The 20408-nt window shown below is 39.2% G+C and carries 18 protein-coding genes and 1 pseudogene; 8 read left to right on the top strand and 11 right to left on the bottom strand.

Going from position 1 to position 20408, the window contains the following annotated elements:
* Positions 1-7 precede the first annotated feature (7 nt).
* The 3 genes from xni to ASU03_RS11800 form a co-directional block, all read right to left on the bottom strand.
* The gene (gene xni / locus ASU03_RS11810; protein WP_057831995.1) at positions 8-886 is read right to left on the bottom strand and encodes a flap endonuclease Xni; all 879 of its coding nucleotides are present in this window, start codon (positions 884-886) and stop codon (positions 8-10) included.
* Between the two features lie 2 nt (positions 887-888).
* Positions 889-2235 (bottom strand): nucleotide 5'-monophosphate nucleosidase PpnN, encoded by a 1347-nt coding sequence (gene ppnN, locus ASU03_RS11805; protein WP_057831994.1) that lies wholly within the window; start codon positions 2233-2235, stop codon positions 889-891.
* Between the two features lie 105 nt (positions 2236-2340).
* A complete protein-coding gene (locus tag ASU03_RS11800) occupies positions 2341-3951 on the bottom strand; it encodes a GGDEF domain-containing protein (protein WP_057831993.1) in 1611 nt (536 codons plus the stop codon).
* Between the two features lie 277 nt (positions 3952-4228).
* Here ASU03_RS11800 and ASU03_RS21935 point away from each other — a divergent pair.
* A pseudogene (locus tag ASU03_RS21935) lies at positions 4229-4830 on the top strand (M61 family metallopeptidase).
* Between the two features lie 135 nt (positions 4831-4965).
* Here the strand turns inward: ASU03_RS21935 and queF are convergent.
* Positions 4966-5826 (bottom strand): NADPH-dependent 7-cyano-7-deazaguanine reductase QueF, encoded by an 861-nt coding sequence (queF, locus tag ASU03_RS11795; protein ID WP_057831992.1) that lies wholly within the window; start codon positions 5824-5826, stop codon positions 4966-4968.
* A gap of 54 nt (positions 5827-5880) precedes the next feature.
* On the opposite strand from queF, the gene syd reads away from it, so the two are divergent.
* Positions 5881-6492, top strand: coding sequence for a SecY-interacting protein (gene syd, locus ASU03_RS11790; RefSeq protein WP_057831991.1), 612 nt, complete (start codon positions 5881-5883; stop codon positions 6490-6492).
* Positions 6493-6497: 5 nt separating this feature from the next.
* Here syd and ASU03_RS11785 read toward each other — a convergent pair whose 3' ends face one another.
* On the bottom strand, positions 6498-6887 hold the full coding sequence (locus ASU03_RS11785) for a hypothetical protein (RefSeq protein WP_057831990.1): 390 nt from the start codon (positions 6885-6887) through the stop codon (positions 6498-6500).
* 191 nt (positions 6888-7078) lie between these two features.
* On the opposite strand from ASU03_RS11785, the gene ASU03_RS11780 reads away from it, so the two are divergent.
* From ASU03_RS11780 to ASU03_RS11770, 3 genes are all read left to right on the top strand, one after another.
* A complete protein-coding gene (locus ASU03_RS11780; protein WP_057831989.1) occupies positions 7079-7471 on the top strand; it encodes a DUF3192 domain-containing protein in 393 nt (130 codons plus the stop codon).
* Positions 7472-7640: 169 nt separating this feature from the next.
* A complete protein-coding gene (locus tag ASU03_RS11775; protein WP_057831988.1) occupies positions 7641-8312 on the top strand; it encodes a GNAT family N-acetyltransferase in 672 nt (223 codons plus the stop codon).
* Between the two features lie 1441 nt (positions 8313-9753).
* Positions 9754-10110 (top strand): hypothetical protein, encoded by a 357-nt coding sequence (locus tag ASU03_RS11770; protein ID WP_057831987.1) that lies wholly within the window; start codon positions 9754-9756, stop codon positions 10108-10110.
* Positions 10111-10228: 118 nt separating this feature from the next.
* Here the strand turns inward: ASU03_RS11770 and trpA are convergent, their stop codons facing one another.
* The 6 genes from trpA to ASU03_RS11740 are packed head-to-tail and all read right to left on the bottom strand — an operon-like array spanning position 10229 to position 17242.
* Positions 10229-11077, bottom strand: a complete 849-nt coding sequence (gene trpA, locus ASU03_RS11765) for a tryptophan synthase subunit alpha (protein WP_057831986.1) — start codon at positions 11075-11077, stop codon at positions 10229-10231.
* Entirely contained in the window at positions 11077-12336 is a 1260-nt protein-coding gene (gene trpB / locus ASU03_RS11760; protein ID WP_082627261.1) for a tryptophan synthase subunit beta, read from the bottom strand. Before trpB ends, trpA begins: the two co-directional genes overlap by 1 nt.
* A 1-nt stretch (position 12337) precedes the next feature.
* A complete protein-coding gene (gene trpCF / locus ASU03_RS11755; RefSeq protein WP_057831985.1) occupies positions 12338-13780 on the bottom strand; it encodes a bifunctional indole-3-glycerol-phosphate synthase TrpC/phosphoribosylanthranilate isomerase TrpF in 1443 nt (480 codons plus the stop codon).
* Position 13781: 1 nt separating this feature from the next.
* Entirely contained in the window at positions 13782-14963 is a 1182-nt protein-coding gene (gene trpD / locus ASU03_RS11750; RefSeq protein ID WP_082627260.1) for an anthranilate phosphoribosyltransferase, read from the bottom strand.
* Between the two features lies 1 nt (position 14964).
* Positions 14965-15594 carry an aminodeoxychorismate/anthranilate synthase component II gene (locus tag ASU03_RS11745; protein WP_057831984.1) on the bottom strand — a complete coding sequence of 210 codons (630 nt, stop codon included), beginning with the start codon at positions 15592-15594 and terminating at the stop codon, positions 14965-14967.
* Entirely contained in the window at positions 15587-17242 is a 1656-nt protein-coding gene (locus ASU03_RS11740; protein WP_057831983.1) for an anthranilate synthase component 1, read from the bottom strand. The genes ASU03_RS11745 and ASU03_RS11740 overlap by 8 nt, the downstream gene beginning before the upstream one ends.
* A 424-nt stretch (positions 17243-17666) precedes the next feature.
* On the opposite strand from ASU03_RS11740, the gene rnm reads away from it, so the two are divergent.
* The 3 genes from rnm (at position 17667) to rluB (ending at position 20393) form a co-directional block, all read left to right on the top strand.
* Positions 17667-18572, top strand: a complete 906-nt coding sequence (rnm, locus tag ASU03_RS11735) for an RNase RNM (RefSeq protein ID WP_057831982.1) — start codon at positions 17667-17669, stop codon at positions 18570-18572.
* A 40-nt stretch (positions 18573-18612) separates the two neighbouring features.
* Complete coding sequence (locus tag ASU03_RS11730; protein ID WP_057831981.1) at positions 18613-19233, top strand: L-threonylcarbamoyladenylate synthase; 621 nt, start codon at positions 18613-18615, stop codon at positions 19231-19233.
* A 110-nt stretch (positions 19234-19343) separates the two neighbouring features.
* Positions 19344-20393 (top strand): 23S rRNA pseudouridine(2605) synthase RluB, encoded by a 1050-nt coding sequence (gene rluB / locus ASU03_RS11725; RefSeq protein ID WP_057831980.1) that lies wholly within the window; start codon positions 19344-19346, stop codon positions 20391-20393.
* Positions 20394-20408 lie beyond the last annotated feature (15 nt).

The following is a 20408-nucleotide window of genomic DNA, read 5'->3' as shown; positions in this document are numbered from 1 at the left end:
TATCTTGTTATAATGAGTTGCTATCACTATTAATGGCTATTATATCATCATTAATTTTGGGAGATGATGAAGGTGTTGTTAGGCGGATGTCTTTTAAATTAAAGCCAAGAGGGATATCTTTTTTTAACGTTAACAGTTTTCTAGCTAAAGCCATTTGCTCATCGCTTTGTAGTAATTTTTCTTTTAGCGACGCCTTTAGGTCTGTGGCGTTAACTATGGCCTTTAAGGTACCATATTGATTCAGTATTTTCGCCGCATTAACTTGACCAATGCCACTTACCCCCGCAATTTTATTGGTATTGTCGCCTGTTAACGTCCAAAAATCTATCAGTTGCGAAGACTTAATATTAAACTTGTTTTGGACATATTCTTCATCCAAATAACGGCGATTAAAGTAATCATAAAGATGAATGTTAGGACTAAGTAGAGGCAGAAAACCTTTATCTGTTGAAATGATAGTAACCTTTTGCCCGTGCAAAGCCATTTTTACCGCTAAAGTAGCAATAAGATCATCTGCTTCATCTTCTACAGAGGCGAGTGAATCAACTCCTTGCTCCATAAATGCATCTTGTATCGCTGTTAGTTTTTGCGCGAGGTGTTCAGGCATTTTTTTACGGCCTTTTTTATAACCTTCAAAAATCTGGTAGCGCCAACCGGGTTGTTGACTATCAAAAACGGCTAGTGCGTGTGTTGGGTCAAGCTGCTTGATGATTTTTATCACCGCATTTACACAGTTTTTTTGAGTGTTAAATAAGACTTGTTCTTGTGTGCTAGCCGATAACTTATCGCCGTGCTGCTGTTTTTTTTGCATAAAGGGGCGCTCTTGTACAGCGTACACACGGCGAATTAAATTTAGCGCATCAATGAGTATTAAGTGAGCGGACAATGTTAAGCCTCAATAACTTTATAACATGGAATATATTTACTGCCAGGTAATTTCATCCGCTGTTGACTGACAAAAGAGGCCAGTAGTTTATCCATTAAGGCCATTATCTTTTTATCCCCAGATATTTCGAAAGGGCCAAATTCTCGAATTGCTTTGATGCCGCCTGACTTAACGTTACCGGCAACTATGCCAGAAAAAATGCGACGTAGGTTAGCCGCTAACTCAGCAGTAGAGAGTTTATGGCTAATCGTTAGATTTGCCATATTCTCATGAGTTGGCTCAAAGGGATGTTGAAAGTCTTCGGCTATCATCAGTGACCAATTAAAATGAAAGGCATCACCCGTTTTTTTTCTGTGGGCAAGTACCTTCTTTAGGCCACTTTTCATTACTTGAGCAACTTTAGCGGCATCGTCCACCACTATTTGGTATAACGATTGTGCTTTTTCACCTAAGGTGGCACCAATAAAAGCATCTATTTCATGAAAGTACTCAATGGCGCTGGCCGGACCGGTCAGAATAATCGGTAATTGTTGCTCAGAATTTGCTTCATTGAGCATAATACCTAAAATATACAACAATTCTTCGGCAGTCCCCGCGCCGCCAGGAAAAATAATAATCCCATGTGACATGCGGACAAAGGCTTCTAAACGCTTTTCAATATCAGGCATGATAACCAATTCATTCACTATTGGGTTGGGCGGCTCAGCGGCAATAATACTTGGTTCGGTTAAACCGATATAGCGGCCATCTTTGTTGCGTTGCTTTGCGTGTCCTATTGTTGCGCCTTTCATCGGGCCTTTCATTGCCCCGGGACCACAACCTGTACAAATATTGAAGCCGCGTAAACCCAGTTGGTAACCGACATCTTTGGTATATTTATATTCATTGTGTTTGATGGAGTGACCACCCCAGCAAGTAACTAACTTAGGCTCAGTTTCAGGTAAGATAACATTGGCATTTCTTAGGATATCGAAAGTTGCATCGGTAATCGCTTCTGACGAGCTAGGCATAATTCTATAACGGCTATGAAGGAAAAGGATATCGCGTAATACGGCCGAAAGGTGTTCTCTGATGCCTCGGATAATTTTGTCATCGACAAAGGCATGCATGGGAGGATTTTTTAAATCAATTTTTACCCCGCGTTCTCGCCTTAATACCTGTATTTCAAAGGTCAGGTATTTTTGATATATTTCTTCAGCATCATCAGTGTTTGAACCGGCGTTAAGTACGGCGAGAGAACAATTTCGATAAAGTGTGTACAAGGTGCTACTAACCGATTTTTGCAGCTGATCTACTTCGGTTTGTGATAGCAAGTTCATATTACCAACAGGGTTAATTTGAGTATGCATAACTCACTCCTTTTATGCTGATTTTTTATCAGTCATTATTCTGATAAAAATATCGCTATTTTTATGTGGTGTTGAAAGCGGCACTAAAGTCGCTATTTTAGCTGGCTACTTAACGTAGATAACTTGGTTTTTGCCTTGTTTTTTTGCTTTATACATTGCTTGGTCAGCACGTTCGAAAGCTATGTGGATGTTATCATCAGCTTTTATATGGGTTGCGCCAATTGAAAGGGTAATGCTAACCTTATTACTTTTAAACTTAAAGGGTAGGCGAGCTATGTATTTATTCAGCGCATCCAGCTCAAGAGTTAAGGCCGTCTCTTGGGCTTGGGAGTAAATTAAGACAAACTCTTCACCACCATAGCGGCCAACAAAAACACCTTTACTGACGTTTTTTACTATGGTGTTGGCAATGACTTGTAACGTTTTATCGCCTGCCGCATGACCATAAGTGTCATTAATTTGTTTAAAATCATCAATGTCCAGTACCACTAGTGCTAGGGGGAACGGTTTATGGTGAAAGCGTACCATAGCTTTAGCAAAATAATCATCAAAGGCAGCTCGGTTTGCCAGTTTTGTTAGCGCATCTTGCATACTTTTTCTTTGCTGGTCGATTATTTTATTTTCAAACACTCGGCTTTGTTGTTCTAGTCGATCTACCTTGGCAGACATATCAGCGAGTTTATCAGCGAGTTCTTGGTGACTTTGTTGTTCAAATTTTGATTTTTGCTCCAAGGTGCTGGCGATAAACTGCAGTTTTTCATTTATATCTTCTTTTACTTGATTTAGTGAGAATGCTTTTTCGACTGTATCTGTCATATCAATCAGTTGGCTTTGTAACTTCTGGTTGATTTTTTCGTTGGTTTTTTGAGATTTTTTTTGCGTAACAATAGTTTCTTTTACGGCACTTTGCACCGTTGTTAGCGTCGCACTCAGACGGGTTAAAAAATTCTTAGCACTATTTTGTTCATCTTTAAAGCCGGCCACGATGACATCAAATATGTCGATGAGGTGAAGAAGAGCTTCATCACTAAACTTATCCCTCATTAGCTTTTTATTAATCGCTAATAACTCATGGCTGTGATCTTTCGATAAGGGCAAAGTACTAAGTGACACTGATATTTTTTCAAGAATACTGCTATCAAAAAGTGCTAAGTTGTTGCCATTTTGGGGCTGACTTACGGGTGAAGTTAGCTTAGATGACGGTAAAATACCTTGTTTAGCTGGCGCATTTTTGGCTTTCAGAGCGTGATCATAAAAAGCTAATAATTGACTTAGTAAAGGAATATATTGGATTAAGGCGTCTTTATTTTCTTTTGTTTTGGCTAATAATGCGCGCAGATCTCTGCGTAAATCGCCAGGTAAACCATTGATTTTTTGTAAATTTTCACCTGCTTGATTAAACTGGTCATGCATGTGAGTAATGTTTTTTTCATTGGTTATGCTATGTTGCTGTAATAATTTACTAATAACGACAATTTTAGCTTCAATGTCATTAAGGGGGGCTGACTTACTGAATAATATTCTTAACTGAGCTAAGCGGTTGTCTAATTCAAGATCAATACCTTTGGAAACTAAGGATAATTTAGCAATGAATTGAATGAGCAGACTTGAATGCAGATTAGCATCTTCTTCTAATGAATTACGTGACTCAATTGCACTATCAAGCTTTCGTTTCAATGCTACTAATTGCTTTTTGGCAACAGAACTGTCATTCATAAAACCGATTCATCCTAATGTAGAGTGATGTCTAGTGCTAAGTGATTTACTTTATTTAGTGTTTAGCCATTAAACGCGTTTAGGGCACTTACGTTTTTGTTAGTATATGATAATTTTGACCACAATAACGTTATTTATCAACCTTGAGGTAAAAAACAACTTTCATTGCCCCATGTTAACTTTTTACAGCATTGAGTATTTATTCATTGTTAAAATCGCTAGATGTTAGAATAGCCACCTTGTCTACCCATAATAAGAGAACTTATTTGCTTGTTTAATTATAAAATTAATAATAGCAATATCTTTATTTATTGCACAACTACTATCTGCTCATACGAGCGTAAAAGTTAATTTTAGCTTCGAGCAAGCCGAGCATCACCTAGCTAAGGTAGAACTTCAATTTGACAAAAGTAATATAGATCAGGTCAATTTTTATTTACCTACGTGGCGCACCGGACGATATCAGACTTTAAACTGAGCGAATGGCATTCGTGATTTTATCGCTAAGGATAGCCAGGGTAATGTGCTTAGTTGGCGTAAAATTGATAAAGATACTTGGCAAGTAAGTGGTAGTAAAAATAAAAAATTCACTTAAGTTATCAAGTGTATGCCAGTCAATTGGCGCAAAGAACTCGTCATATAGATGATAGTCATGCCTTTTTAGATAGTTCAGCCGTGGTTATGTACACTGAGGCAAGTCGAAGTTTGGCACATACTATCCAGCTTTTTGTACCTAAATTGTGAGGAAGTTTTTCTGGCTTAGAGTCAGGTGATAATAGTCATCAGTTTATTGCCAGTAACTATGACCAATTAGTTGATTCACCTATTGAAACGGGTATTAACGAACATCATGAGTTTCGTGTTGACAGTCGACTTTAGGAGCTGGTCATTTGAGGCGAAGGTAATTATTACAGCGCCAACATGGTAGGAGATATAAAAGTATTGGTAAAACAAACTAAGCATTAAAGCGAAATAGCATTTCGCTTTAATACTTATTGCAGAAAGTAAGCTAGGTTATTGACGCAAGGTTCTGGCAAAAGGGGCTTGCTCAGTATGACTACTTCTAAACGGGTTGATGTCTAACCCTCCGCGTCGAGTGTAGCGAGCGAAAACGGTGAGTTCATCAAGTTGACAAAATTGTTGCAGATCACAGTATATTCTTTCGATACATTGCTCATGGAACTCATTATGCTGGCGAAAGGAAATCAAATATTTTAATAGTGTTGCATGATCTATGGCTTGACCGCGGTAGTGAATATAAATACTTGCCCAATCAGGCTGATTGGTAATTAAACAATTAGATTTTAATAAATGACTAACTAAATGCTCCTCAATTTTAGCACTGTCATCTTTTTTTTGTGCTTGAGTTAGTAACTGTGCATCATATTGATAGTTATCTATGCTGATATCAGCATCATCGATACAAATACAATTATCTATTTTTTTTGCAATAGCTAAAGCGGGACAGTGGTCGACCCCAAATAAACTTACTTTTACTGGCGAGCCGGCAATGTTTGATAAGTCTTTGATTAATATTTGCTCAACGTTTTTGATACTGGCAAAGCGTGTTTGATTAAAGCTATTTAAATACAGCTTAAAAGACTTTGACTCAACAAGGTTGTCACTGGTACAAGCAAAGCGAAACTCAGCGACTGCAACTACCGGTTTGCCCTTTTCATTGAGCCAAGAAAGCTCATAGCCGTACCAAACATCTTCGCCAATAAAGGGTAAATTGTTTGGATCTAGAGCTAAGTCATCTCTATTTAAACTTCGAGGTACTCCTTGTAGCAATTCTGCGGTATATTCGCTGCAATATTCTGTACTTTTACCCAGTGTTAACTTGCTAAGTTCCGTTGCATTTTGATAATTGGCCATAAATTTTTCAGTAGTGAGCTAGTATCTTGCTATTTTAAAGGATCTTTTCTTTATATGACATCTACAAATAAAACTTTAGCGCAATCACTTTTAGCCTTTAGTAAAGACTTTAGCCAACAACACATCAAGCAATTTGGACATTTACCTACCAGAGTGCATGATGAGCAATGGTTATCACCTTGTGAATTAGGTCCACATGATGATAGTCACCATTATTGGCAACCCGTGGCGGTGAAAACTGAGTTAGTCACGGATGAAAATACCGAGGCACTATCTTTTAAAAATGTTGAGTCGGCATTAGATCTTGAACTACATCCGGATATAAAGACTTATTTCACCACTATTTTCAGTGGCGAAATTACAGCAGAGTGTAGTGAAGGGCAGCTATCACTGCTGTTTGCTTGGAATAGGGAAGACTTTGACCGTTTACAAGAAAATATCATTGGTCATATCTTAATGAAGCAAAGATTAAAGCAAGCTGAAACCGTGTTCTTTGCTGTTACCGATGAAGAAGATATGATTATCTCTGTCGATAATATTAATGGTGAAGTTTGGGTGGAACGTGTCGGTTGTAAACCACATAAAAAAATCAGTGATTCATTAGTCAGCTTTATTGGTCAATTAACGCCAAAGAGTTTAGTTACTGAGACTAGAATAAAAAGCTAAAAGAGTTACTTTTTTTGACTTAATTGCTCAGTTAAGGTTTTGATGAGTAACTTTACTTCGGTCAATTCATTCTTTACTTCGGTCAATTCATTCTTTATCTCGGTTAAATCTTGCGTTAATGATTGTTGAATTATTTCCTTGAACGTACCATTTTCAACAAGAGTATCGAGTAAATCTGAGCTGTTACGGGTCAATTCTTCTTGTTTAACTTGCTGATTTTTATCACTTAAGGGTGTTGTGAAGTCAGCTTGGTGTTGCCAATTTTTTAAAGTGGTGATTAATGTGGCTAACGGAGTACGTTGGCTCAGCTTTGCTTTTACTAAGGCAACGGTTGGTTTTTTTCCTGCATTGGCAAGCTGATTTGCACAGATTAAAATTTCATCGATAATTGTCATTTTACTTACTGATTAAAAAGATTTAATTAATTTAACTATATTTTAGCCAATATAACTAAAAATGTCTCTAATTTCATTATGATATTTTTAAAAATAGCATAAATTCAAAGCCTTACCTTGTTGGCTTGTTTTTTGCTATCTGAATACAGGATTATTATAACAATTACATTTTACCTCTAGGGAATATAAATATGAAAAAATCAATACTAGCTTTACTTATTGCCGCACCGCTAGCACTGACATTATCTGGTTGTGTTATTAAAATAAACGATGATGGTATTGATCATGGTTTTGTCAGCGATAGTGAAGACCGTGCCTACAACAACCGTAAAAAAATTGCTAACGTTCAATTGGGTGCTTCATTTATGGATATGCAAGGAAAATTAGGGGTCGCTGATTTTTCTGAGACTTATACTGATAGCGATGACACTGTCCGTGTTTTATATTACCGTACTCAACGTAAACATAAAGATGGTTTAACAACAAAAGATGAGTGTACTTTCTTACAATTTATTAATGGCAAGTTAGTAGAAACCGGTAATGGTGGCGATTATTTGAAAAATAAAAAGATTAAAGCCAATTAATTATCTATTATGACTATTGCTTAAATGCCTCGCTTAGCGGGGTATTTTTTTATCTAAATTATATGGATTTCATGGAGGTTAAACGAATTTATTTGACCTATTTGAAATTATGCTGCTATGGTGAGTTGTTAGATTAAAAAATAATCTGCCGTCAGAGTAGGAGAATATAATGAGCGAAACAGTATCGGTAGAAAATAGTGTTGATGTCAATTTAAACCAAGACGTTAATATTCGAGCGACTTATTTGAGTGCTCATGAATTGAAATTAGCAGCGTCACTTTTATATCAAGCTTATCATGATGACCCCGTTTTTTTAGAGATATTTAATAGCGATAAAGAAGACTATGAGCAACGTCTTCGTGGTGCTATTAGAGAAGAACTCAATGCTTTTTGGCAAGCAAAACAACCCATGCTTGGTTTGTATCTCGGGGATTCTATGGTTGGTGTCGCCTGTATTAACAGTCCAGATGAAACCTTGGCAACTGATCGTTTTTGGCATTGGCGTCTGAAGATGCTATTAAATGCCGGTTACTTTAGTACTAAGCAGATGATGCAAAAAGAACAAACCGTCTTGGCTGCTGTGCCTTTGAAGGTTTTCCATTTCCTATCATTTATTGCAGTTCACCCTCTGCATCAGCAGCATGGTTTTGGTCATTACTTAATGGCCGCCGTCAATACTGTTTTGGATGAACACCCAGATAGTGAAGGGGTAGCCGTTTATGCTACCTCAGAAAAATTTAAAGAGTTCTTTAAGCATGTTGATTACCAAACGGTTAAAGAGGTCTCTGTAGGAAACGTGTGTGGCGCGGTAATGGTTCACTATCGAGGTAAAGTGGAATAGCTGCACTTTATTGGCATATTTTAAGGCTATATTAGGCCTTATCTCTCTCAAGTAACTTCCCTAATAAAAAATAGCACCGACAAAGTGCTATTTTTTTTGTAAGACATGTCTTACAGCACTGTGAGATATATTGGCAATTTCTGCTGGATTGTAGAAAGAGATATGTCTAAGTTGTTGTTTTATGTGTTTTTATATTGCAATTTATTTGTTGTAATGTTTTTGTGTTTTGAGTTTAGTTGTTAACAAGCATCGATAAATGAAATTTAGGTGTATTATTTAACATGTCAGGAAGACAAGGAGCAGGGGGCTTCAGCGTTACTTGTAACGTGATTAGGGACGATGCATGTTGCTAAAATGGAATTGCAGCGACATAAGGACTTACTGAGGACAGTAAACATAACTTACGGATTGAGTTGAGTCAATAGGATGCAAGTCAAGGATGATATGAGTAGGGATGCTTGTGTAAGCGTATAGGGAGAGCCTAAAGCTGGATGCTTTAATTATAAATAATACTTTGGTGCTATTTATAAAAAGGTTTAACAAGGAGGCTTTAAGGACGAGGTCTAGTAGCAGGATGCTACTATGGATGATATGAACAAGGATGTGGCTTGGTTAGGATTACCAAGGTCAGGAAGACAGTAGTTATGGATGGCTGCTTAAATGGAGGTATAAACAGGGAGATTAGCTAAGGACGGTTAATTTAGTAAACGGTGTCAGGAAGACGCTAATTAAGGATGATATAACAAGGATGTGGCTTGGTTAGGATTACCAAGGTCAGGAAGACAGTAGTTATGGATGGCTGCTTAGATGGAGGTATAAACAGGGAGATTAGCTAAGGAAGGTTAATTTAGTAAACGGTGTCAAGAAGACGCTAATTAAGGATGATATAACAAGGATGTGGCTTGGTAAGGGTTACCAAGGTCAAGAAGACAGTAGTTATGGATGGCTGCTTAAATGGAGGTATAAACAGGGAGATTAGCTAAGGACGGTTAATTTAGTAAACGGTGTCAGGAAGACGCTAATTAAGGATGATATAACAAGGATGTGGCTTTGGATTACCAAGGTTTGCATAGAGTAGTTAGGGACGGCTACCATCAAGGAATGTTAACTAAGGAGATGATTGTCAGGAAGACACAAGTTAAGGATGATTGAATGGGCGCTTAACAGTTACCAAAATGGATATGAGTGGACTCATAAAGGATATGCTAGGGATAGTTGTTCAAGGAAGAAGTGAGATCATTAAATTTGTGTGCAGGACGCACCTTATTAAGCTAGTTTTAGAAATGCGACTTTATGAGTCGCATTTTTTATGTGTAGTTGGTAATTTATGCTCGTTTTTTACAATAGTTTATTCGGGGTAACTACTATCAATCGATAGCCAACACCTTGATAATAGTTTTATCTTAATGAATGTTCGAGTAACTTTTAGGTGGGGTAAAACATGTTAGAGTTATTAGCAAAACTTGCTAGCAAGTTGCAACCTTTTCGTCAATTGAGTTATCTATTGGCGGCAATCCTTATTGGTCTCATTTTTAGCCAATTCCAGCAAACAACCTCACAACAGCAACCAAATAGTCCTTATGCTATATTAAGTTTTTTTGGCTGCATATGGTTACTACTTTTTAATATACTGCTTTCTCTCTTTGCTAATATCCCAAGTATAAATACCGCTTCAACAGGCATGTTTTCCCGCATAAAAAACAAAGTGCAGCGAAGCCTGTATCATCTTTTAGCCTTGTTGTTTATTGGTCTAACTATCGTTATCGTATTTTTATCTTGGCGAATACTCAGAGTTTAAAGTTTACGGAATCAAAAGTGGGCAATAAAAAAGGAGCAAGTGTATTGCTCCCTTTTTATGGTGGCGACTAATGCTTAGTTTTTATAGCATAACTTATATATATTAATATAAAGCTTAGTTATCTCGTTGCCGCTTTCATCTCGCTAACAAAATGGCTTAATTCCGTCAACATCTTGCTATTGTCTGCTAAATTATTCTCAATTATTTTAACTACCGCTGAGCCGCTGATCGCACCAAGTGCGCCTGCTTTAAGGGCATCTTTAACTTGTTGAGGGGTGGAAATGCCAAAACCTAAGATAGGGGGGGCTGCATGGTATTTTAGCAAGCTTTCAATTAACTTATTAGCTGAGCTAGTGACAGTGTTTTTGGGGCTATCCGTACTGTCTACACCGGTTACGCCCGCACGACTTAAGACATAAGTATAACCCCGTGAGTATGAGGACACTGCCCGTAACGTTTCATCGCTTGCGTTCGGTGGCGCGATAAAAATAGGGGCTACACCATGTTTTAATGCCGCAGCTCGAAATGGCTCGCTCTCGCGAATAGGTACATCAGCGATTAACACAGAATCTACGCCAGCTTCATTCATATCGCGATAAAAGTTATCAATACCACGGGCAAAAACTAAATTACCGTAAAGCAATAAACCAATAGGTATTTGTGGGGCGTATGCTCGTACTTGCTTTAATATATCAATGCAGATGTCGGTGTTAATCCCCGCACCTAAAGCGCGCAGTGCCGCTCTTTGAATAGTTATACCGTCAGCACTTGGATCAGAGAAGGGTATTCCTAATTCCAACGCATCTGCTCCGGCATCAATTAAGCTTTTGATAATAGCAAAAGATTGCTCAGCATTAGGATCACCGATCATGACAAAAGGAATAAAAGCTCGTTCATTTTTTTCTTTTAAGGTAGCGAACGCTGTTTGGTAACGAGCACCTGCTTGCTGGAAATTTGAGTCTGACATTATGCCTCTCCTCTATGTTTAACTTTATTCGTTGATGATACTTTATCAGGTGCAATAATAGCCTGGACATGCGCTAAATCTTTATCGCCACGTCCCGATAGGTTAACGAGATAAATAGTTTCTGTCGTGGCGGCTTCTGCCATTTTCAATGCTTGCGCTAGGGCGTGAGCTGACTCAAGCGCAGGGATAATACCTTCACACCTGGCTAAGGCTTGAAATGCCGCCAAGGCTTCATCATCATTGATAGCGACATATTGTGCTCGACCCGTATCTTTCAAAAAAGCATGCTGTGGACCTACTGCAGGGTAGTCAAGGCCAGCAGAAACCGAATAAGACTCTTTTATTTGGCCATGTTTATCTTGCATTATATAGGTGTAGTTGCCATGCAACATGCCCTTTGTACCGGCTACAAGCGTTGCACCATGCTGACCGGTTTCAATACCCTTACCACCGGCTTCAACACCAATAAGTTTGACTCCCTCTTCTTCGATAAAGTCGTGGAACATGCCAATGGCATTTGAACCGCCGCCAACTGCGGCAATAACATAATCAGGTAAACGACCTTCTTCCTCATAAAACTGTGCTTTTGCTTCTTCACCAATCATTTTTTGAAATTCCCTCACTATGGTCGGGAAGGGGTGAGGACCTGCGGCAGTACCTAATAAGTAGTGAGAGTTTTCATAGTTTGCCGACCAATCTCTAAGCGCTTCATTTACGGCATCTTTTAAGGTGCCAGAGCCTGCAGTGACAGGAATAACTTCTGCGCCCATTAACTCCATACGAAAAACATTGGGTTGTTGTCGCGCACAATCCACTGCGCCCATATATACTCTACATTTCAAACCAAGGAGTGCACAGGCAATCGCGGTAGCAACACCGTGTTGTCCAGCGCCTGTTTCTGCGATTATTTCGGTTTTACCCATACGTTTAGCGAGTAGGGCTTGACCTAACACTTGGTTGGTTTTATGGGCTCCGCCGTGTAATAGATCTTCACGTTTTAAATAAATCTTAGCAAGTGGGTTTTTTACAATATTTCGACAACACGTTAATGGCGTAGGACGCCCAGCATACTTTGTTAATAAATTATTGAACTCAGTTAAAAAACTTTCATCGGTTTGAGACTCAATAAAAGCTTGCTCTAATTGTTCTAAGGCTGGAACTAATAATTCACCGACATACATACCACCAAACTCACCAAAATAGGCGGGTAAGGTTTCTTTAATGGATGATTTTTCGGATTTCTTCATATTTTTTTGCATGTTAATAATTCCTAATTTGTGAAAATACCTGGACTAGCTTCTCGCTTGATTTAATACCAGGGCTATCTTCAACACCTGAGTTGAGGTCTAGGCCAAATAAATCTACCTGGGTTAATTGCTCAAGGGCCTGACTAATATTGTTATTATTTAAACCACCAGCTAAAAAGCTTTTTGATAAGTCTTGCTCACTTAAGGCTAATACTTGCCAATTAAATGCTTCACCGCTACCTGGACTTTGGCCATCGAGCACATGATGACTGACACTTTGATTAAGTAAAGGTACGCTATCGGCTACAGGACTCGCTTGCCAGACTTGACAAAAGTCACAGTCATTATCGGCCAGTTCACTAATTAGGGCATCAATATAATGAGCATCTTCACTACCATGAAGTTGCACCGCACTTAAGTGTAAGGTCTTGACCAAATCAATAATGACATCACGTTCGCTATTCACAAAAACACCAACATACTCTAACTTAGGTATTGCTTTGATAATGTTTTGAGCCTGCGCTTTAGTTACATAACGGGGTGATTTTTCTGCAAAAATAAGACCGCCAAAGCGTGCGCCGGAATCAGCGGCCGCGCTAGCATATTTAGCATCCGTTAAACCACATACTTTATTGTTACCGTAAATAAGTTTACGACAAGCTAAGTCAATATCTTGATAGGGGTTATTATTAGGGTCCATTAACGAACTGCCCACTAAAAATCCATCGACCGCTGGCGCTAATTCCCTTACTTGAGCATTACTATATATACCTGACTCAGAAATAATGATCCTATCGTCAGGTAAGCTTGGGGCAAAATCGAAAGTACGTGCTATATCGGTACTTAAATCACGTAAGTTTCGGTTGTTGATACCTATCATTTTTGCATTAAGCTTTATCGCTCTATCGCGTTCATCATAGGTAGAAATCTCCGTTAACACGGCTAAGTTATATTGCTCAGCAACGGCTGATAACTCAAGATACTCATCATCGGATAAGACACTGAGCATTAATAATATAGCGTCCGCGCCATAGTATCTTGCTAGGTAAACTTGGTAGCTATCAACAAAGAAGTCTTTATTCAGTACTGGGCATTTTACCAATTTTGTTACCGTTTGTAGGTAGTCAAAGTTACCTTGAAAATACTTTTCATCGGTTAACACAGATATTGCCGCAGCGTATTTATCATAAATTTGGCAAATAGCTTTAACATCAAAGTCGGCACGGATAAGTCCTTTAGACGGTGATGCTTTCTTACACTCAAGAATAAAACCCGCATATGGCTTATCCTTGGTTCTTGTTAATGCCGCGTACATATCTTTAGTCGTCGGCACTAACTCGTCAATGAAACTGGCTAATGGCTTACTCTTTTTTAGGGCGGCAATTTCAATACGCTTATCGTCGACGATCTTTTCTAAAATATTTTTTTCTACTGAAGTGTTCGAGCTGCTATTCATGTTATTTTTCAGCCTTTTTGTCAGTTTTGATTTGAGGATCTGTATCGGCTTCGGTATAGGTATCATTGTCCTTTGAATTTGAGCTGACACCTTGATTTGAAAGCTTAACTAGGCTTGATAACGTTGCTAAGCCTTTACCCGAGGCCAGTACCTCACTGGCAAGCTGCGCAGCTTGACTGAGTGAGTCGGCCTTATTGTGTAAATACAATAGCGCAGCACAGTTAATTATCACTGCAGCATTGTGGGCAGCCTGTCCTTGACCCGATAATATATCTTTAATGATTTTAGCATTCTCGTTTGGTGTGCCACCTTTGATCTCTGCAAGCGGGTAATTTTTTAAGCCAAAGTCTTGTGGCTTAATAGTACGTTCAATTAATTTATCATTTTTTATTTCAACAACTTGAGTGTTACCATGCAAAGCAATTTCATCTAGTCCGCTGCCATGAACAACAAAAGCGCGTTTAACGCCGGTAAGTTGTAGTGCTTTTGCCATGGGCATTAATAACGCGGGGGTATACACACCCAGTAGCATAATATTCGGATGAGCGGGATTCACTAGCGGGCCTAAGATGTTAAATATAGTGCGAATAGCCATAGCTTTCCTCACTGGCGCCGCATATTTAAAACCAGAGTGATAGGCGGGAGCATATAAAAAACATAAGTTGGTTTGTGCTAAACAATGCTTGGCTGTTGCAGGAGACATGGATAAATTAACGCCAAAAGCCTCCAGTAAATCAGCAGAGCCAGACATACTGGAAACACTTCTGTTGCCATGTTTAGCCATTTTCAAACCACAAGCCGCCGCTAAAATCGCCGCCGTGGTAGAAATATTTATGGTATTAGCACCATCGCCGCCAGTACCAACACAATCGGCGATAATATCTTCTTCACTGTTTCTCTGAGGAAATGAAGTAGCCGCTGCACGGATAGCGATTGCTGCGCCAGCAATTTCTTCTGGTGTCTCACCTTTTATTTTTAACGCTGTTAAGACACTGGCAATTAACGCAGGTGCTACCTTGCCTTGCAGTACTTGTTGAAAAAAGTCATGGCTTTGTTTTTGCTCAAGATCAACGCCAGCAACTAATGTCGGCAAAATAGTGCTGATATCGGGTGCAACACTAGCGGTTGAATTTAGTGCCGTTGTACCCAAAGCATTACCATGGGTATTTTGTTGGCTAATCATACTATTCTCCAGTGACTTTATTATTGAGCGATGCTGACAGGCTAAGCAAGTGTTGAATACTCTGCTTTAACAAGGGGGTACCAAATGTCGTTAATATGGATTCTGGATGAAATTGAAAAGCTAAAACGGCATCATCTTCTTTGCTAATGGCCATACACATACCGTTATACTCAGCGATAACGTCTAACTCTGCTGGTATATCTTTACCTATCAAGGAATGATAACGGGCAACGGGTAGAGGATTTTTCATCCCCTTAAAAGGGCCATAACCATGGTGCGTAATATTTGAAGATTTTCCGTGAACCACTTCTTCAGCTCGGTCTACTCGACCGCCATAGTGCTCTATTAAGGCTTGATGGCCCAAACAAATACCGAGCATTGGAATACGTCCAGCACATTTTTTGATCAGTGCCATTAAACAGCCTGAATTTTTGGGCTCGCCTGGGCCAGGAGATAACACTAGTAATACTGGCTCCGCAGTTTGTTGGGTATGGGCCAGCATTTTAGCAAAAATAAAATCAGCACTGAGTGTGTTGCGATAGACACTGGGCTCAAAACCTAAACATTGAAATTCATCAACCAAGTTATAAGTAAAAGAGTCTAAGTTATCGAGCATAAATAATTTAGTCATGAGTTTGCTCCTGCGCCGAAACTTTGGCATTAGTGTTAGCCGTGGCAATGGCATTGATAACGGCCTGAGCCTTTTGCCTGGTTTCATTGGTTTCGCTCATTGGGTCTGAATCGTACACCACACCAGCGCCGGCTTGTACTTGCGCAATATTATCTTTAACAAAGGCAGAACGTATAACAATACAAGTATCCATTTCACCCGTGCCGGTTAAGTAACCAACCGCGCCGCCGTAACTGCCACGCCTTTTACCTTCTATTTCTCGAATAAGCGACGTTGCTCTTACCTTGGGTGCGCCAGATAGTGTGCCCATATTCATACACGCTTGATAGGCGTGCAAGGCATCTAAATCGGTTTGTAAAGTACCACAGACTCGAGAAACTAGATGCATTACATGGGAGTAGCGATCAACTTTAAGTAAATCAGCAACATAGCGAGTGCCAGGCTGGGAAACTCGAGCAATGTCATTTCGCGCCAAATCAACCAGCATAATATGTTCAGCGGATTCTTTTTTATCTTGCCTTAGCTCTAGTTCAATACGGCTGTCTAGGTCTAATGAAATATTACCTTCTTTATCAAAACCGCGAGGGCGTGTGCCAGCTATAGGGTAAATTTCTACTTGACGGTTGCTGGCTTGATATTTTAAGGCAGACTCTGGCGAGGCGCCAAAAATACAAAAGTCACTATCTTTTAAATAAAACATATAGGGACTTGGGTTACTAATTTTTAGTGCTTTGTAAGCGGCAATGGGGTCAAAACAAGGCAGGGTAAAAGTACGCGAAGGTACCACTTGAAATATATCACCCGCCCTGATATTTTCTTTTAATTGCTCTACTATCTGACAAAAACGTTGGTCGCTAATATCAACTTGCAGTTCGTCATTAAACTTTTCTTTATCATTAATATCCGAATAGGATGGGCTTAGCGAGGCAACTTGCTCAGCATCGACTGAGTTCGCCAGCGCTGCTTTAATTTGAGCAACACGTTTGCATATAGCTAATTGACTTTGTTTGGTTTTTTCAGCGTCATGGTAATTAAAAATATTGCCGACAATTTCTGTGGTTTGCAATTCATGGTCAATGATAACTAGGGTTTCTGCTAAGTAATAGACAAAGTCAGGGCAAGTGTTATCACCGATATCAACCTCGGGTAATTGCTCTGTTATTGCCATCAGATCAAAGGCAAAAACACCGCCGAGGAATACGGCAAAGGGATGACTGTTTTCATTGCTGAGTTGATTGAATAACCGTAAGCTGTGCAAGGAATTTGTTGCAATTAGACGAGCCTTTTCATCGAGGTCGTTAGCAACTTCGGCAAACGTTGCTAGAAATGATTTTTCATCATCTGCGAAGCAGACTTGCGCATGCTCTGCTAATTGAGCTGCTGCGAAGTTAATGGCTGATTCGCCATTTAACGTTAAGGCAGAGAAAGTGACAGCATTACCGTTACAAACAATTTTTACTGCCGCGTCAGTTAATAATAAGCTTTTTAATAAATGCTTTTTATCAATCTCGGCCGATTCTAATAAAATATTATGTTGGTGTTGGTGACATAATAATTGGTAAACACTTAACGGATCATTTTGATAGTGCGTACTATCTTGTACGGTGATTACTTCACCCTTTATTTTACTTGGTAAATTTTGAGTCATATTGAATACTTCTATCGGTTTATTTAAAGAAAAATTGTCAACCTGCGTAAATAGGCAACAGCCACCAAATAAACCATGTTTTTGTTCTATTCATGTTGAAATCCTTTGTTAACTCCATTTTGTATAGTAAATCTCGAACGCTTTAACGTAAAAACCCGCTGATAAAAGCGGGTTTTTTGAAATTTGTTTAATCTTTTCTTAAGATACACGCAATTATCACAACCCAATTATGTCGAGTTATGCCACCACCAGATTAATGAAAGTTGAGTTGTTACTGTGCTCATTTTTAAGTGCCTTTATTAGCCGTTTATAATGTAATTTCAGCTTATTAAATTTTTTATTAATAAAGGAAAAAGTATCATTGTTTACTCGTTATCAGTAAACTTATCTTAATACTAAGATTACCCTTATAGAAGACCTTATTATGGCATTACTGTCAACCACTGATTTCCCTCATCAGATAGTAGCAACCGAAGGTTTTGCCCACAAACGTATTGACTTACATAGCCATACTAATTGCTCTGATGGTGCATTATCACCGCAAACCTTGATAGATAGAGCCGTCAACTTTCAAATTGATGTTTTAGCTATCACAGATCATGATACTACCGCCGGTCTTGATATAGCACAAAAGCATATTGAAGATAAAAAAATTACACTTAAATTGATAAGTGGCATTGAAATATCTACCGTATGGCAAGGCTTTGAAATTCATATCGTTGGTTTGAATATAGATAAAGGCAATAGTGAATTAAAAACACTGATAGCGCAGCAGCAAGAAGCAAGAGAGCAGCGTGCTATTGCCATGGGGGAGAAGCTGGCGAAATGTGGTTTTCCTACTATTTATACAGAGGCAAAAGCTTTGGCTGGAGACGGTTCCATAACACGGGCACATTTTGCTAAAGTAATGCATCAACAAGGGCATGTTAATACCATGCAACAAGCCTTTGATAAATATATAGGAAAAAAAGGCTCAAAAGGGCAACGTGCTTATGTAAAACCTAACTGGTGTAGTATTGGCGAAGCGGTTCAGGCAATACATCAAGCAGGTGGTAGTGCGGTCATGGCACATCCTATTCGATATGATCTTTCTGCTAAATGGCTACGACGTTTAATTGTTCATTTTAGTGAGGTTGCCGGTGATGGTTTAGAAGTGGTGTTACCGCAAATGAACCCAGAGCAAAAGAAAAAAATGCTGGCTTATTGTCAAGAATATAACTTATATGCCTCCATGGGCTCTGATTTTCACTATCCTAATAGGTGGAGTGATCTAGGGCGAAACCTTACCATGCCTGTTGGCGCTAAACCTGTTTGGGCACAATGGCAATAAACATAATTAGTCTAAGTTATTTTAAGTAAAGGAATTTCTCATGAGTCAGTTTTTTTATGTACACCCAGATAACCCTCAAGGGCGCTTAATGAAACAAGCAGCCGAAATTATTAAACAAGGCGGCGTGATAGTTTATCCAACGGACTCAGGCTATGCCTTAGGTTGTCATCTAGGTGATAAAAAAGCGTTAGAGCGTATCTGCCGAATTCGAGAGATAGATAAGGATCATAATTTTACTTTGGTATGCCAAGATTTATCCCAATTATCCGAATATACCCGCATAGATAACACCGCCTTTAGATTATTGAAAAATAACACCCCTGGTCCATATACCTTCATTTTTAAAGGCAGCAAAGAAGTGCCTAAGCGCTTGTTAAACCCTAAAAAGAAAACAATAGGTATTAGAGTACCGGATAATACTATTGCACAAGCCTTGTTGACTGAACTGGCAGAGCCTATAATGTCAACCAGTTTGATTATGCCTGGTCAAGAAATGGCTGAGTATGATCCCGAGCACATTCGTGATTTGTTAGAACATCAAGTTGACCTTATCGTCAATGGTGGTTATTTAGGGGAGCATCCCACCACAGTAATCGATTTTTCTAATGATAGTATTGAGATATTACGTATAGGTGAAGGTGACCCTTCGCCATTTCAGTAGCCTAAATTAAACGTGCAATTAATTATTGCGGTTTATGGGTGAATGAAACCTGAAAATGAGTCAGAAGTAAGCTTCAAGGGAGCTGCTACTGACGTAACAGAGAAAAAATAATGACGGTAGATAAGAAAAAAACAAGTAAAGACGCAGCTATTGATAAAAAATATGGCACACGTGGTACTGAAAAAAAAGGTTCGGCAAAAAAAGGCCTAGCTAAAAAAGGCTTAGTCAAAAAAGGTAAAGCTAAGAAAGAGCCGGAAAAGGTGGTAAAAGTTAACTTCCAAACCGCGACTCATGCCGACTCAGAGAAAGTGCAAAAAGTACTAGCGCGTGCAGGTAAGGGCTCTCGCCGTGAAATGGAAGCCATGATCAGTGCCGGTCGGGTTAGCATTGACGGTAATGTTGCTTTTTTAGGCGATAGAATTACCGGCTCTGAGCTCATTCGATTAGATGGTCACCATGTTAAACTAACGGCCAAAGATGAAGATATCTGTCGCGTACTTATGTATAACAAGCCAGAAGGTGAAATGTGTACTCGTAAAGATCCTGAAGGCCGTCCAACCGTTTTTGATCGTTTACCGAAACTTGAAACTGGCCGTTGGGTTGCCGTTGGCCGTTTAGATATTAACACCTCAGGCATGTTGTTATTTACCACCGATGGTGAGCTAGCAAACCGATTAATGCATCCATCACAAAAGATCGAACGTGAATACGCGGTTCGTGTTTTTGGTGAAATCGATGAAGCCATGTTACAAAGACTACGTGCTGGCGTTAAGTTGGAAGATGGTCAAGCACGTTTTCAAAAAATAACTTACAGTGGTGGTGAAGGCCGAAATCATTGGTTCCATGTAGTCTTATCAGAGGGGCGTAATAGAGAAGTGCGTCGCTTATGGGAAAGCCAAGAAGTACAGGTCAGTCGTCTTATCCGCGTGCGTTATGGTGATTTAGAAATGCAGCGCCAGTTACCGCTAGGTGGATGGCGAGAATTGCAGTTAAAAGAAGTTAACTATTATCGTAAATTAGTTAACTTGACACCTGAAACAGAAAGTAAGGTTAAAGTTGACGAAAAAGCCATGGACAATGCTAAGAGCCGTCGAATTCGTCGCTCGGTTAAAAAGCATCAACAACGCCATCAACAAAGTACTCGTCGTCGTCATAAGTAGCAGTGGTAGAAGTAA

This window comes from Colwellia sp. TT2012, assembly GCF_001440345.1.
GTDB lineage: Bacteria > Pseudomonadota > Gammaproteobacteria > Enterobacterales > Alteromonadaceae > Colwellia.
This window is presented reverse-complemented; position numbering and strand designations above follow the sequence as displayed.